The organism is Candidatus Villigracilis affinis, from assembly GCF_016705895.1.
GTDB classification, from domain to species: domain Bacteria; phylum Chloroflexota; class Anaerolineae; order Anaerolineales; family Villigracilaceae; genus Villigracilis; species Villigracilis affinis.
In genome coordinates this window covers 58829-73487 of sequence record NZ_JADJKT010000040.1, presented here as the reverse complement: position 1 = coordinate 73487, position 14659 = coordinate 58829, and the positions used below count along the sequence as shown (strand labels likewise).

Genomic DNA, 14659 nt, shown 5'->3' with positions numbered 1-14659 from the left:
TCTACTTGCTTATTTCAACTTCCAGTTCTGCACGCCCCAACTCATGCTGCCCCAGGTATTGAGCGTATAACCAGTCAGGTTATCTGCAATGCCGTAGTTATCCTGGAAGAGGTAGAGATACACCTGCGGCAGTTCATCGAGCACGGCCTGCCCTACCTTGCAGTAGGCATCCTTGCGGGTTTGAGAATCGAAGCTGGTTCCTGCGGTTTCCAAAGCGGCATCTACTTCAGAATTGACCCAGCGGAAGTAATTTCCGCCTGTGGGGTTCTCGGCAGTGGGGATGCGTGAGGAATGATACGCATCGAAGTTGTAACCCTGAGGTTCGGTCGTGAAGCCACGGTCAAAGATCAGCATATCGTAATCGCCCACGGCACGCGGAGAGTTATCTTCAAAGGTGCCAAAGATGATCGAGAAGTCGTAATTCTGAATGCGGGCTTCGATACCCACGGCCTTCAAATTTTCAACGATGAATTCCTCGGTGAGTTGCAGCGGATCGAAAGCCGTATACCCTTGCAGTTCGAGAGAGAGGCGCGTTCCATCTTCCGCATATTTTGCGCCCTTCGCCACGCGGATTCCGTCATCGCCCATCACCCAGCCAGCTTCATCCAGTAATTTATTGGCGGCTTCAACATCATATCCGTTTTGGCGCGGTAGTTCACACTTGTACCAGCCATATGCAAAGGGGTTGGTCGAATCTCCGACACTGCCCTTCAAAACATCCTGTTGCAACGACTGATAATTAATGGCATGGGCAATCGCCTGACGTACGCGAATGTCACCCAAAATCGGGTGTGGCGCAGAGGCGGTCGGGTCGCCGTCGAACGGCGCGCTCAGGTTGAAATCGATCGCCATGTTCCAAATGCCAGGGATGAGATATTGCTGGGCTTTGCCGGTCAGCAGGGTATCGTAATCGGCCTTGAACTCACCGGGCCACAACTGCATCTGTGCCTCGCCGTTCAACATCATCGCGGTTTGCGCGGCAGGTTCAGGCACGATCTCAAAAACGATTTCATCGAGATACGGCTTGCCCGCTTCGTAATAATTCGGGTTGCGTGTAAAGCTCAGGCTCTTGCCCGATTCCCAACTGCTCAAAACAAATGGGCCTGCAACTACAGGCTTGCGATTCCATTCCCAGCTTGCCATTTCTTCGGGCTTGCCCGTGGCATGGCGCGGAAACAATCCATACGCAAATTGATCAAGATAACCCGGGTATGCTTCCGAGTATGTCAGGACAATGGTTGTGTCATCGGGCGTTTCAGTTTTGGTGATCAAATCAAAACCGCTTGTGCCGACCAATGCGCCTGAATTCGGGTTGGAGAGAACTTCCACGGTGAATTTGACATCATCCGAAGTCAACGCTTCACCGTCTGACCATTTCAAACCTTCCTTGAGTTTCCATGTTACTGTCAAGTAATCGCTTGAAAGGCCGCCATTTTCGGTCGTCGGAATTTCCTGCGCCAGAGTCGGGACGAAGTTTCCCGTCTCATCGATGGTGACCAGCCCGGTCATCGAAGTTGCATCCGCCGCCTGACGTACGATCGCAGCATCGGCCAGATAATAATTCAATGTGGTCGGTTCTTCAGGCAGGATGAGGACAGCGGTTCCGCCTCCGCTTGAGGCTGGTTCTGTTGCTGGGGCATTTCCTCCCCCGGAACATGCGCTCAGCACGAGTCCCAAAATGACAAGCAGGGTGAACATTTTTATTTTCATTCTCTCTTCTCCTTTTATTTTTCTGAATGGATCACATACGGATCAAACGCATCGCGCAGGCCATCGCCGATGTAGTTGATCGCCATAACGGTGATAAAGATCATAAAGCCTGGAAAGAATCCCAGCCACGGCGCGCGGAAAATTTGATTCTGCGCCGTGGAAAGGATGCTGCCCCAGGTGGGCGTGGGCGGCTGTACGCCAAACCCCAAATAGCTTAATCCTGATTCGGTGATGATCGCCGAAGCCATTTGCAATGTGCCGCTGACCAGGATCGGTCCCACACAATTCGGCAGAATATGCTGTACGATGATACGGAAATTGCTCCCGCCCAATGCGCGTGATGCGGTCACGAATTCCTTTTCGCGCAGTACCAGAAAAAGTCCGCGCACGAGACGGGCGGGCCACATCCACGAAAGCGCGGCGATGATGATGATCACCACGAAGATGCTGTTTTGCAAAATGAACAGTTGTTGTTCCCGCAAAAATGCGCCAAGGATGATCAGCACGAAGATGGTGGGGAAGGTCAAAAAGGCGTCGGTCACGCGCATTAAAGTGGAATCCAGCCAGCCGCCGAAATATCCGCTCAACGCGCCGACAGTGATGCCCAGGAAAATAGACAACACCGTGGAAAGCAACCCCACAGCCAGAGATACACGCCCGCCATACATGATGCGCGAAAGTACATCGCGCCCGAGTTCATCGGTTCCGAACCAGTTCGCGGCATTTGGCTTGGCGAAGCTATTGGTCGGATTCTGTTCAGTGGGGCTATATGAATTCAACCCGGCAAAGACCGAAAAAAGCACAAGGACCAACAACACACCAATGGCAATTCCTGCCAGTTTATGCTTGAAAAATCGTCGCAGGACGATGCGTCCCATGCTTTGTTCGCGGGGGAGGGGGGCATCACTCATATTTCACCTGCGGGTCGAGCCAACCATAGGCCAGGTCAGCGAGGATATTACAGACGATGATCAACACGGCGGTGATCATCACCACGCCCAATAGGACGGGATAATCGCGCCCCTTGGCGGCATCCCAAAATAGGCGACCCATGCCCGGCCACGAGAAGATCGTCTCCACGAAAAGCGCGCCTGCGAACAGGCTGGGCAGGTCAAGTGCGATCAAAGTCACCAGCGGCAGAATAGCATTTCGCAAGGCATGCTTGTAATAGACCACGTTATCTTTCAACCCTTTGGCCCGCGCCGTGCGGACGTAATCCTCGTGCAACACATCCAGCATACTTGAGCGTAGAAAACGCGAATACCACGCGATCCAGCCCAAACTCAGCGCGGTGACAGGTAAAACCAGATGCCAGATCGTATCGAGCAATTCACCTTCCTTGCCGCGCGCATTCATCCCGCCGACGGGAAACAATGGCTCGCCTGTGAATGGATTTTTCAAAGCCACATAAAACACCACGATCAATCCCAGCCCCAACCAATACACAGGAATGGATTGCCCGATGAAGGTCACTGTGGTCATGGTGTAATCGAAGAGCGAGTAGGGTTTTCGCGCCGATAATATTCCGATTGGAATGGCGACCATTAAAGTGATCAGGAATGCCACACCGACCAACAAAAGCGTATTCGGGATGCGTTCGCCGATCATTTCAGAAACGGGGCGGCGGAACTTGATCGATTCACCCAGGTTACCGTTAAACATATCGCCCAGCCAGCGCCCGTATTGAACAGGGAGAGGATCGTTCAAACCAAGCTTTTCTTCCAACACTTCGATCTGTTCCTTCGAGATGTTCGGGTTTCGGCGTGCGGCAGTCAACGGCCCACCTGGTGCGCTGCGCACCAAAAAAAACAGCAGGATGCTGATAATGAATAGGATTGGAATGGTTTGCAGGATTCGCCGTAAGGCGTAGGTTTGCATGATTAGGCCTCGAAAACGATTTTTCCGTCCACGATGGTCATGGTTGGTTTGGCGGTCAGGATTTCTTTTGGATCCAGTGCAAACAGGTCGTGTGAGAACAAGACCACGTCGGCCAGATAGCCTTCCTTGATCTGTCCCTTTTCATTTTCCTTGAATTCGGCATAGGCCGCATCGCGGGTGTAGCCGATGATGAGTTCTTCCAGCGAAAGGGTTTGGTCGGGGTCAGTGGGATTCCATTTTTCGCGGTTCAGTCCGACGTGCAGGTTGATCATCGGGTCATAAGGTGCCACGGGCCAGTCACTTCCAAAGGCGATGTTATTGCCTGCTTCTTTCATATTGCGCCATGCAAATGATAATGGCCAGCGTTTTTCCCCGACGCGCGTCGGCCACACATCGCCCTCAGACATGCTGAATGGCGCATGGCTGGTCTGCATGGATGGAAGCACGCCGAGTTGTGTGAAACGCGGAATATCATCGGGATGGATGACCTCGATGTGCTCGACGCGATGACGACTATCACGCTTCCCGTTTGACCTTTGAACTGCCTCGTACCCATCGAGCACTCGTCTCACCGCGCCATCTCCGCAGCAATGGACAAAGATCTGCAAGCCCATTTTGTCGCACAACGCCGCCATGCGGGTGAAATGCTCAAGGGAGTAAATGCCATCGGGCTTTGCCTCGGGGTCATCCGCGTACGGATCCACGTTCAAGGCGGTATACGATTCCCAGACGCCATCCATGAAGAATTTTGCCGCACCGCCGCGTGCAAATTCACCCTGGATTTTCATCATTTCGGCGGCTTCCTTCAGCATTTCTTCCGTGGTTTCGGGCTTGACCCAGTACGGCACATACACGCGCAGATTCAATTCGCCTGTGTCTTCAAGCGCAGCGTAGAACATCATCTCTTCCATCTCGCCGTTCATATTGTGGACGCTGGTGACGCCTGTCGCATTGATCTTCTTGATGGTACTGATGAGCAATTCACGTTTGCGGGCTTCGCTGGGCTCGGGAATTAGGTCCGAGACCATGTTCATGGCGGTTTCACGCAATTCGCCTGTCGCCATTCCATTCTCATCACGGACGATCACGCCATTGCCGGGCGCATCCACACCAGGTTGTAAAATGCCTGCCATTTCCAATGCCTTTGTATTTGCCCATGAAGTGTGACCATCATATGCATTAATATACACGGGCCTGTCTGGAATGATCTTGTCCAGTTCGTCACGACCAGAAATAATATTGTACTTAATTCCGCGTCCTTCCACCCATTCGCTGGTCTTGTTTTCCTTTTCAAAGGATTGCAGGGTGGCTTGCAGATCATCAAAGCCTTTTACTTCGTATAATTGCGCGCCGCCCATCGAAATGGAACCCCATAATAAATGAAAGTGCGAGTCGATGAACCCGGGGGTGATGGTATGTCCCATTCCATTGATGACTCGTGTAGAGGTGTCCTTGTATTGCCCTACATCTTCATTCGCACCTACAAAAACAATACGATTGCCTTTTATAGCCAGCGCTTCCGCGTGCGGCTTGTTTGCATCGCTGGTAAAAATATTTGCGTTCTCAATGATCAGATCCGCCTTGATGGACATTCTTCTCTCCTTAATATCTCGAATAATTGCTTCGAATATACATTAACTAAGGGGCAGATGCAAGTAGTTTATAATCACGTCCATTATGGTTAAGAAAAAAGTTGTTGTCGCCATGTCTGGCGGCGTGGATTCTTCGGTGGCGGCGGCCCTGCTCAAACAGCAGGGCTATGAAGTGACGGGCATGATGCTGCGCCTGTGGTCTGAGCCTGGCAAGGAGGATTCGAATCGCTGCTGCACGCCTGATTCCATGGCGCAGGCGCGACGCGTGGCAGGCATTCTCGACATTCCCTTTTTATGTAATTGATGCGAAGGATGTTTTCCGCGAAACAGTGGTGCAATATTTTCTCGATGGCTACGAGCGCGGCGAAACGCCCAATCCCTGTTTGATGTGCAACCGTCAGATCCGCTGGACGTTTTTGCTTAATCACGCGCTGGCCCTAGGCGCGGAATTCATGGCGACAGGCCATTATGTCAGACGAAAGACTGGGGATGACGGACAGATTGAGTTGCTTCGCGCAGTGGATCACTCGAAGGATCAATCCTATGTTTTGCATGTCTTGAAACAGGAGCAGCTTGCTCATGCGCTTTTTCCAGTGGGGGAGTATCCCAAGCCCGAGATTCGGCGCATCGCCGCGGACTTTGGCCTGCCTACTGCTTCGAGAGCAGACTCTCAGGACTTGTGTTTCCTGGCAGGCGAAGATTATCGTAATTTTTTACAGCGCAATGCCGCTGAAATGTTAAAGCCTGGCAAAATCGAAACCGCGGAAGGCAAAGTGATCGGCGAACATAACGGACTGGCAAACTACACCATCGGTCAGCGCAAGGGACTCGGCGTGGCCTCGCCTGTGCCGTTGTATGTGATGACGAAGCGCGCCGCGAGCAATACGCTCATCGTCGGTGAAGCGCATGAATTGGGCTCCACTGAATTGACCGTTCGCGATGTCAACTGGTTGAACGGTGAAGCGCCGAGCGAACCCTTCCGCGCAGATGTAAAGACTCGCTACACGGCGAAAGAGGTCCCGGCGCTGGTCAGCCCATTGAATGGGGATCAGGCTTCGGTTAAGTTCGATGCGCCCGTGCGGGACGCCACAGCAGGTCAGGCGGCAGTTTTCTATCAAGGTGAGTTGATGCTTGGCGGCGGAATCATCGTCCAATAGAATTTGCGCGTAGTCACAATAAGTGATCAGTTAGGTATTGAGAAAATCATTAATGGCGGAGAACGCAATGACACTTCCCACGATCATCTTTGGTTTGGTGGTTGCCATGCTTTATGGGGCGCTCTATCATTTTATACGCGGCGGAGGCGGCTGGCGTTTGCTGTTATTTTTTGGCCTGAGCATTCTCGGGTTTGCGCTTGGGCAGTTGATCGGTATGTGGCAGGGTTGGGCGTTCCTGATGCTCGGTTCGTTGAATTTGGGTATGGGTAGTGTGGGCAGCCTGCTGGTGCTGGTGGCTGGCGAGTGGCTGAGCAGGATCGATGTCAAAAAAGAAAGCGGTGTATAATCCCCGCCCGTTAAAAACGGCGCTCAAGGTCTCCAGACTTTGAACTCCGATATCTATCGAAAGAGAGAATAAAAAATGGAATTTCTAAAAAGCATAATTGACCTCTTCCTGCATTTGGATGAGTACCTGGCCAAGATCATCTCAGATTATGGCACATGGACATATGGCATCTTGTTCGTCGTGATCTTTGTGGAAACGGGCTTGGTAATCATGCCGATCCTGCCTGGTGATTCGCTGCTCTTTGCGGCGGGCACGTTTGCAGCGCTTGGCGCGTTGAACATATGGTATGTTGTCGGCTTGTTGATCGTGGCGGCTGTGTTGGGTGATGCGGTGAACTATTCCATCGGTCATTATCTGGGCGAACGCGCCTACAACATCAAGTGGATCAAGCGTGAATACCTCGACAAGACCCATGCGTTCTTTGAGAAGCACGGCGGCAAGGCCATCTTCCTTGCGCGTTTTGTGCCCATCGTGCGCACCTTTGCGCCGTTCGTGGCGGGTATTGGCAAAATGTCTTATGCGTATTTTGCCACCTACAATATTGTTGGCGGTATCTCGTGGGTTTTGATCTTCACATTGATGGGTTTCTTCTTTGGAAACATTCCCTTTGTGAAAGAGAATTTCGAGCTGGTGATCATCGCCATCATCCTTGTTTCTGTGGTGCCGATGTTCTATGAGTGGTGGAAAGCCCGCAAGGAAGCGAAGAAATAATTTTGAAATCGTGTGTGCCGCGCCATCTGTTTGGCGCGGCACACTTTTTATGATGAAATACGCTGCTGTTCTTTTTACGATTTTTATTGTTCTTGTCATCATCCTTGCAGACCGCGGATTGCTGGGTCCGCTTCACTTTATTTATGATTTTCCATACGGCGACAAGGCGGGACACTTCATCCTGTACGGACTCCTGAACTTTTTCATCACCCTCGCATCCATACGTTCGCTTCTTCGCTTTGACCCGAAACGGGTGGCGCTTTCAATTGGTCTGATCCTCGCCCTGCTCATCGGCGCGGAGGAGTATTCGCAGAAGTTCTTTGCGAACCGTACGTTTGACCTGATCGATCTGCTGGCCGGTTATATTGGTCTGGTTGCCGGGGGATGGGTGGCGTTGAAAATAAAAAGACCCTAAAGGTTTTCAAAACTCTTTCTTCGTTTGGGGGGGGGAATTCGTTTTTGTTGGTTTCAAGATCAAATGACCTTCGGCGTCACCGATGATGGAGTCTTGATTCCACCACATGGGGTAATACTGAATGCCTGCCCACATGGGAGCCATGTCCGCATAATGCGGATGGTAGGCATGACCCGATTCACCCGTGGTGTGGACGGTGACCGAGTTGTTTAATTCGCCCAGATCCACGATCATGCGCATGGAGGGCAGCCAGTTGGTTTCGTAGCCATCCTTCACCGACCAGCCCGTGGCGTTGACAATGGCTTCGCCGCCGCTCGTGGGGAAGGGTCCGCGGTTGAAGAGGTCTTCGATCAGGAAGACGCCCGATTCGCCGAGGGTGCTGTTGCGGAAAGTGGAGGCATGCATGTCGCCCCATTTCCATTTGGACATGTCCTTGCCGAAGATGTCCTGCAATTCTGCCACACCTTCGGGGAAGGATTTCTTAATCATGTGTTCCATGGTTTCGGTGATGTCGGTGGTGGTCTTGTCATCCCAGAACGGATCATTGGGGTTTTCTGCCATATGACGCATGACCTCGTTCCAACGTGAGCCGCCGTCGGGATAATATCTTTCCTCGGGCATGTCATCGTTGAAGGTGTTTTTTAGGAGGGCGCGCCAGAATGCGTTGAAGACTGCGGCGGAGGTTGAATCTGCCCGGTCTTGATAATCCCAATTCTTTAGCGTATCAAGCGCGGGGTTAAGATCAGATGCGAATTCTTCACTTTCTGCAGAAGCGGTACGAAGACAGGTGCGTTTGCGTCGAAAGAGTCACCGTGCATTTGTTGAATGTAGGCGATGTCGATCTTGCCCGGGGCGCTGGTGATCATTTCAACGATGCGGTTGGCGCGGAAACCATAATCCCAATCGGCTGAGATGAAGTATGGATAGTCGCGTGGATGTACCTGATTGTTGGCTGTGACGATGTAGCCTTCTTCGGGGTTGAGGGTGTAGGGAAGTTCTTCAAACGGAAGGAAGCCCTGCCACTCATATTCATCCGTCCAACCGGGGACAGGCAGTGTGCCATCGCCATTTTTGCGAATGGGAATATCGCCCGGCATTTGATAGCCGATGTTGCCTTCGATATCGGCATAGATGAGGTTTTGCGCGGGCACGTGGAATCCGCTTGCGGCTTTGCGGAATTCCTCCCAATTGCGCGCCCTATCGAATCCCCAAATGGCTTCGAATGGCGTGGAGGGAATCAGCGCCGTCCACGCAAGTGCGATGGCATATTGTTCGGGCAGTTCACTGCTGACGCGGTCTTTGAAGGGGACGAATTCGGTATCTTCAGGATCGCCCACATCTTTGAGCGGACCATATTGATCTGAGATGACAGGTCCGTGGCGTGTGCTGCGCACGGTGATGGTCTGTGTTGTTCCGTCTGACATTTTGATGACTTCTTCGCGTGTGTCGAAATCAACCCAGGTGCCGTTCACATCGTATTGATTCGGGTTTTCAGGATTGATGCGTTCGATGTACAAGTCCATCACATCGGGGCCGACATTGGTGAAGCCCCAGGCAATATCGGCGTTGTGACCGATGATGACACCGGGCACACCCGCAAATGAAAAGCCCGCCACTTCGAAGGGACACGCCGCGCTTTTTTCAACGCAATGCAACCCGATCTGAAACCAGATGGAAGGCATTTGAATGCCGAGGTGCGGATCGTTGGCAAGCAGCGGCATGCCCGTTTCAGAGAGTTCACCAGAGACCGCCCACGAATTCGAGCCGATGCCATCATTCCACGGGCCGAGGAAGGAATCGAGCAGGGCTACATTTTCTGAAATATTTTCAAACGGCACTTGTGAATAATCGAGAGCCGCTTCGCTTCCTGCGTTTGCGGTTACTCCGCCTTCGCCAATGTTGTTGACGATGACAGGATGATCTTCAGGATAGGCAGGGAAAAGCTGGGCCACTTGTTCAGGCGTCAGTGTCTTGAGCAGTACGGCGCGTTCGATCTCTTCGCCCATATTGCCGCGCAGATCCCAGGCCATGGCCTTGCCCCAAGTGAGGCTATGGATGGGAGTCCACGCTTCGATCTCGTAATCGGGGCTGAGCAGTCCCAAAACGGCATATTCGAGGCTGAGGGCTGTATCTGAATGATCTTTGAGATAAGCATTCACGCCTTCGGTGTATGCTTCGAGAATCGCTCTTGAATCTGCATCGAGCTGTGCCCATTCAGTTTCGGCGGTTTGCTTCCAGCCGAGTGTGCGCAGGAAGGCATCGGTTTCGGCCTGTCCGCTGCCGAACATTTCGGAGAGACGGCCTGAGCCGATGTGCCGCCATGAGTCCATCTGCCAGAAACGATCCTGCGCGTGGACATACCCCTGCGCGAAGAACAGGTCATGCGGTGTGGACGCATACACATGCGGAATGCCCATCTGATCGCGGTAAATATCTACCTGACCGTCCAATCCGCTCACGGTGATCTCTCCATCAATTTGCGGAAAAGACTTTGGCGCAACCGTGTTGGGTAAATAACTCTTGAAATAGAACGCGCCTCCTGCGCCCGCAATAAGCGCAAGGATAACGATCCCAATAAATATCCGCCCAATGAACTTGCCTGCTTTTTTCATACTTCCTCCGAGTTGGAAAAATTTGATGGATTATAGCCACCTGTGAATGGATTGCATAGCACGGAAACTTCGAATGGTAGAATTTATCACATGCGATCTGAAATGAAACCCCGTCATGTAGATGAAAACGAGTGGACTTGGACAATCCTCGGGCTGGCGCTCCTCTTTGGGATTTTCGTGCGCTTCATCCCTGGACCTTTGGCTGGGCTGCCCATCAATGACGGTGGGATGTTCGCTGTGATGATTCGCGACTTAAAAGCAAATCAATTTGCGCTCCCCGTTTTCACATCGTACAACCACGCGGAAATTCCTTTTGCGTATCCGCCGTTGGGGCTTTATCTGGGTGGATTTTTCGAGTTGCTCGGTCTCTCTGAATTTCAAATGCTGATCTGGTTACCCGCTTTTCTGACCATTGCAACGGTTCCACTGTTTTATTTGCTGGCATTGGAATTGTTGGGGAATCGTCCGCGTGCAGCAGTGGCGACTGTCTTTTTTGCATTGGCTCCGGGTAATTACGTCTGGTATCTCATGGGTGGCGGTTTGACGCGCGCATTGGGCGCTGTGTTCTTCATCCTGGGTTTGTATTTTGTCCATCGCGCCTATCATGAATCCGATTGGCGTTTGGTGATTTACGCCATCCTTTGTTGTGCGTTGACGATTTTGAGTCACCCGCAGGCTGCTTGGTTGCTGGTCATTGGCTGCGCGGTCTTTTGGCTCTTTAGCGGAATTTCGCCAAGGCTTTTTCGTACCCCTGTTTTGATCGCTTCTGGAACTCTGCTTTTGACGATGCCATGGTGGGCGATGGTCATTTCGCGGCATGGGGCGGATGTGTTTTTGTCCGCCAGCCAATCCGGTGATCTGAATGTTTCGGTATCTGCCTTGATCACCAGCCTGTTGGCACGCCAGACCATTCTTCCGTTTGCAACGTTGTTCTGGCTGTTGGGTCTGCCTTGGGCGATCTACAAACGCAGATACGACCTTCTCGTTTGGGGTTTTCTTCCTTACTTTATTGACCAGCGCAGTTCTCCGCTGGCTTCCGTTTTTTTGTATCCCATGCTGGCGGCGTATGGATTAATGGACGTGGTTCCTGCATTCTTCAACTGGTTCCGCACTCGAAAATGGATTGTCGAGCCAGATGAAGTGTTGTTCAATCGGCGGGGACTATCCATGGGATTGTTGGGGATCGTTTTTTATTTATCGCTTGAATGTTTTGTCCATGCGTATGTGATTCGCAACCTCACCCTGCCATATCCCTCCCAGGATATGATGGCATGGGTTAGACAGAACACACCACCCGAAAGCAAATTTATTATTTTGACGGGTCAGGAAGAGGTAATGACCGATCCTGTTCAAGAGTGGTTCCCTGCGATGGCAGATCGTCACTCCGAAACCACCTTGCAAGGGATGGAATGGGCTTTGCAGGGAGAATTTAATACCCGCTGGGCGCAACTGACGGTACTTCAAGCCTGCCGAGACATGAGTTGCCTCAATGCATGGACGAAAACGATGGACATGCAATTCACACATGTGGTCGTGGATTTGTCCAAGATTCCCGTGGATATGTTCCTGTCGGCAGGGTATTCCGTGATCTTCGATAATGGACGATATGCGGTTTTGAAATAGATAAGAAAAAAATAAAAAAGCCGCAGAAGTCATAGACTTCTGCGGCTTTTAGTTACTTTAAAAGATTATTTGATCGTCCCCAACATGCGCGGAAACCAATACCAAAGAATATCGGCGGTGGGTTTGCTGTGAATGGATGCAGATTTGTCCTGCAAGGCTGCGGGCGGATAATACCCGCGGCTGACAAAGCCCGAAATCCAAGGGCGCGCATTGACCGTGGCGAGCATGGCTTCGTAAATATCTGCCTGGGTTTGCAGGCTCAAGATTGCAGAGCTGATATCGGCATTGGGTCTGTTCAATTCAGTCCAATCGAGGCAGCCGCCCTGTCCATTCGGCACACATCCATTGGCGGAACCTGCGGCAGATGGATAGGCGATGGCGAGAATGAGCGGCTTATTCAACAGCGATACAAGTGTCGCAACTTCGTTATCGAGCAAACGTCCCGCTTCGTTGGCGTAATCCAATTTGGTTGCGCTTGGGTTTGACGATAAGGAGGCAGACCAGAGCAGGTAAATGCCATCCACATCACGCAGGAAATCAAGGGGAACTTCGATCGCGGCTTTTGTAAATGGCAATCCCCACAAGACCTGACCCTTGAAATGGGTCCGCACTTCGGCGATGATCGATCTCCATTGTGCATCTGCATCCGCAGGGACATTGGATGGAGTCCCGTCTGCCAGCTTTCCATTGGGCAGGGCCGGGGCAATCCAGTCACCGCCGAGGATGAGGGTCTGTGCGCCGGTCTGTGTCGCGAGGTCGGCGTAGTTGACCGCGAACGTGCGGTAGCGCGCGAACCATGATTGCCACCACACTGCATCCTTGGGCGCATCTTTCCAGAAGTTCGTGCTGAGTGAGGTCGGGCCATTTAGAGTTTCAAAATTCGGCGTGGGGAAGAGCGAGACGTTCAGCCCCAATGCGCGGGCTTGCGAGATCATGATGGCCGAGTCGATCCACAACGGGTCTATTCCAGGGACAGGTGCAAAGCCCAAGGGGGAGACTCTGGAGAATGTCCAGCTTGGGGTCAGGATGACCATGTTGGCCCCGATGGCCTGCGTGTTGGCAAATCCCTGCGGCGCATAGAACGACCAATTGGGATGGTAGGTGGCTTGGAATTCCACACCGGCGATAAACCCGCCAGCGCGCGGCACAATGTTTGCGCCGACCAGCGAAATGGGTTCAGGGTTTTCGTACCACTTCCATGTGTTCACAGTATCTTGAATATCCTGTCCAATGACGCTGGTGGAAACCTGCCTGCCAGTAGGAGCAGAGCCGACAGTTTGAGCATCGTCTGCACTACCACATTGACCGTTGCGGCAATAGCGATATGAAAAAGAGCCGAGGATATTAAGCGGACCGTATAACTTGTAGGTCCAACGGTTGTTGCCGAGCGGCCACATTGGGATCGGTTCCATCCATCCGAAGGTATTGAACTGAATGTAGATAATATCACCGGGCGGCGTCACAGAGGGGACAGTGACCTCGAACAGAATCGGCGAGTCGCCGAATGACCAGGTTTCAACACTATCTTGAATCGAAAGATCCTGGGCGGGGACGACGAATTCACGCAGCACCCATTGACCATCCGATTTGTGTTCTGCATTCCAGTAGCCGTCACCCAGCGTGTATTTATATTGAATATGTGTGCCAACTGGCAGGGCCATGGTTGCCGAATAACGACCGTCCGCTTGAAGGTTCAAGATGGGCATGCGGTCTGGGTTGGTGCTGACGCCGCCCTGAAGGTCTGCAAAGGTATTTCCCAATTGCAGAATATTCCCTGCAATGCGAACGGGCACACCAGGCACAGTCGATTCTGGTACGACAACCGAGAAGGTCACATTTACCAACGGCATCGGCTTTACACGAAGATTCACAACCGTTGCGTTATTTTCAGCGACCATCGCACCTTGTTGGAAAGGTTGATACAAACCATCAGGGCTGTACACAAGCAGGGTCTGTGTGCCGGTAGGCAGCCCCACGAGTTCGAAACGTCCGCTGGAATCGGTGAACTGTTGCACCCCCGCCGCAGTGACAAGCATATTGGCAAGCGGTGAGCCTGTATCCGTATTGAAAACCTGCCCAAGGATCGAACCGATCGGGCGCACATAAGAACGGTCACCCCAGTCGGAAATGACATCCTGTATTTCGCTGGGGCCTGCCACATAAAACATTCGATAGCGGATCTCTGAACCCAGGCTGGTATCTTCCAACACCTGTGCGGCGCCGCGGCGAATGTAACGATATTTCACAACCGAGTTAAAGGGCAGTGGTAGCACCGCCGTGTAAGTCAGCGAGTCGCGGGCGCTCATCGGGTATTGCAAACTGCTGAATGCAAGACCGGTCACTTCGTCCATGACCGCGATGACGAGGGTTTCATTGGCTTGAAGCGGCTCAGGCAGAATCACCACAAAATTGGTCTGTGCCATTGCCTGTGGTGTGGCAGAAGGTACTGCAACCCCGGGTGTTTGTGTGGATGTGCCTGTTGTAAATGGATTTTCTAACAGTGAAAATGTGCACGCCTGCCCGACAATGGCAAGCATGAGCACCACGACGATCATGCGGCGTGATAGGGTTGACGGCTTTTTCATTCTCTCTCCTGGATAAAAAAACGCTTCGCG

The 14659-nt window shown here is 52.3% G+C and carries 12 protein-coding genes and 1 pseudogene; 6 read left to right on the top strand and 7 right to left on the bottom strand.

Annotated elements, in window-relative coordinates; all coding sequences use genetic code 11:
- Positions 1-9: 9 nt before the first annotated feature.
- From IPI86_RS23010 to IPI86_RS22995, 4 genes are read right to left on the bottom strand one after another with little or no spacing between them, the layout of a single operon-like run.
- Complete coding sequence (locus tag IPI86_RS23010) at positions 10-1710, bottom strand: peptide ABC transporter substrate-binding protein (RefSeq protein WP_345300373.1); 1701 nt, start codon at positions 1708-1710, stop codon at positions 10-12.
- Positions 1711-1724: 14 nt separating this feature from the next.
- Positions 1725-2621 (bottom strand): ABC transporter permease, encoded by an 897-nt coding sequence (locus IPI86_RS23005; protein WP_345300372.1) that lies wholly within the window; start codon positions 2619-2621, stop codon positions 1725-1727.
- Positions 2614-3588, bottom strand: a complete 975-nt coding sequence (locus IPI86_RS23000; RefSeq protein WP_345300371.1) for an ABC transporter permease — start codon at positions 3586-3588, stop codon at positions 2614-2616. The genes IPI86_RS23005 and IPI86_RS23000 overlap by 8 nt, the downstream gene beginning before the upstream one ends.
- A 2-nt stretch (positions 3589-3590) precedes the next feature.
- Positions 3591-5180 carry an amidohydrolase gene (locus IPI86_RS22995; protein ID WP_345300370.1) on the bottom strand — a complete coding sequence of 530 codons (1590 nt, stop codon included), beginning with the start codon at positions 5178-5180 and terminating at the stop codon, positions 3591-3593.
- Positions 5181-5265: 85 nt separating this feature from the next.
- Here IPI86_RS22995 and IPI86_RS22990 point away from each other — a divergent pair, with 85 nt between their 5' ends.
- From IPI86_RS22990 to IPI86_RS22970, 5 genes are all read left to right on the top strand, one after another.
- Complete coding sequence (locus IPI86_RS22990; RefSeq protein WP_345300369.1) at positions 5266-5484, top strand: 7-cyano-7-deazaguanine synthase; 219 nt, start codon at positions 5266-5268, stop codon at positions 5482-5484.
- Between the two features lie 25 nt (positions 5485-5509).
- Positions 5510-6337, top strand: a complete 828-nt coding sequence (gene mnmA / locus IPI86_RS22985) for a tRNA 2-thiouridine(34) synthase MnmA (RefSeq protein ID WP_345300368.1) — start codon at positions 5510-5512, stop codon at positions 6335-6337.
- Positions 6338-6404: 67 nt separating this feature from the next.
- Positions 6405-6683, top strand: coding sequence for a hypothetical protein (locus tag IPI86_RS22980; protein ID WP_345300367.1), 279 nt, complete (start codon positions 6405-6407; stop codon positions 6681-6683).
- Between the two features lie 75 nt (positions 6684-6758).
- On the top strand, positions 6759-7394 hold the full coding sequence (locus IPI86_RS22975) for a DedA family protein (protein ID WP_345300366.1): 636 nt from the start codon (positions 6759-6761) through the stop codon (positions 7392-7394).
- Between the two features lie 49 nt (positions 7395-7443).
- Entirely contained in the window at positions 7444-7809 is a 366-nt protein-coding gene (locus IPI86_RS22970; RefSeq protein ID WP_345300365.1) for a VanZ family protein, read from the top strand.
- Between the two features lie 6 nt (positions 7810-7815).
- Here IPI86_RS22970 and IPI86_RS22965 read toward each other — a convergent pair.
- A pseudogene (locus tag IPI86_RS22965) lies at positions 7816-8493 on the bottom strand (penicillin acylase family protein); the annotation flags it as partial.
- 32 nt (positions 8494-8525) lie between these two features.
- Positions 8526-10421 carry a penicillin acylase family protein gene (locus IPI86_RS22960; RefSeq protein WP_345300364.1) on the bottom strand — a complete coding sequence of 632 codons (1896 nt, stop codon included), beginning with the start codon at positions 10419-10421 and terminating at the stop codon, positions 8526-8528.
- 102 nt (positions 10422-10523) lie between these two features.
- Here IPI86_RS22960 and IPI86_RS22955 point away from each other — a divergent pair, with 102 nt between their 5' ends.
- Positions 10524-12044, top strand: a complete 1521-nt coding sequence (locus IPI86_RS22955; RefSeq protein ID WP_345300363.1) for a hypothetical protein — start codon at positions 10524-10526, stop codon at positions 12042-12044.
- A gap of 65 nt (positions 12045-12109) precedes the next feature.
- Here the strand turns inward: IPI86_RS22955 and IPI86_RS22950 are convergent, their stop codons facing one another.
- Entirely contained in the window at positions 12110-14629 is a 2520-nt protein-coding gene (locus tag IPI86_RS22950) for a carboxypeptidase regulatory-like domain-containing protein (protein WP_345300362.1), read from the bottom strand.
- Positions 14630-14659: the final 30 nt, after the last annotated feature.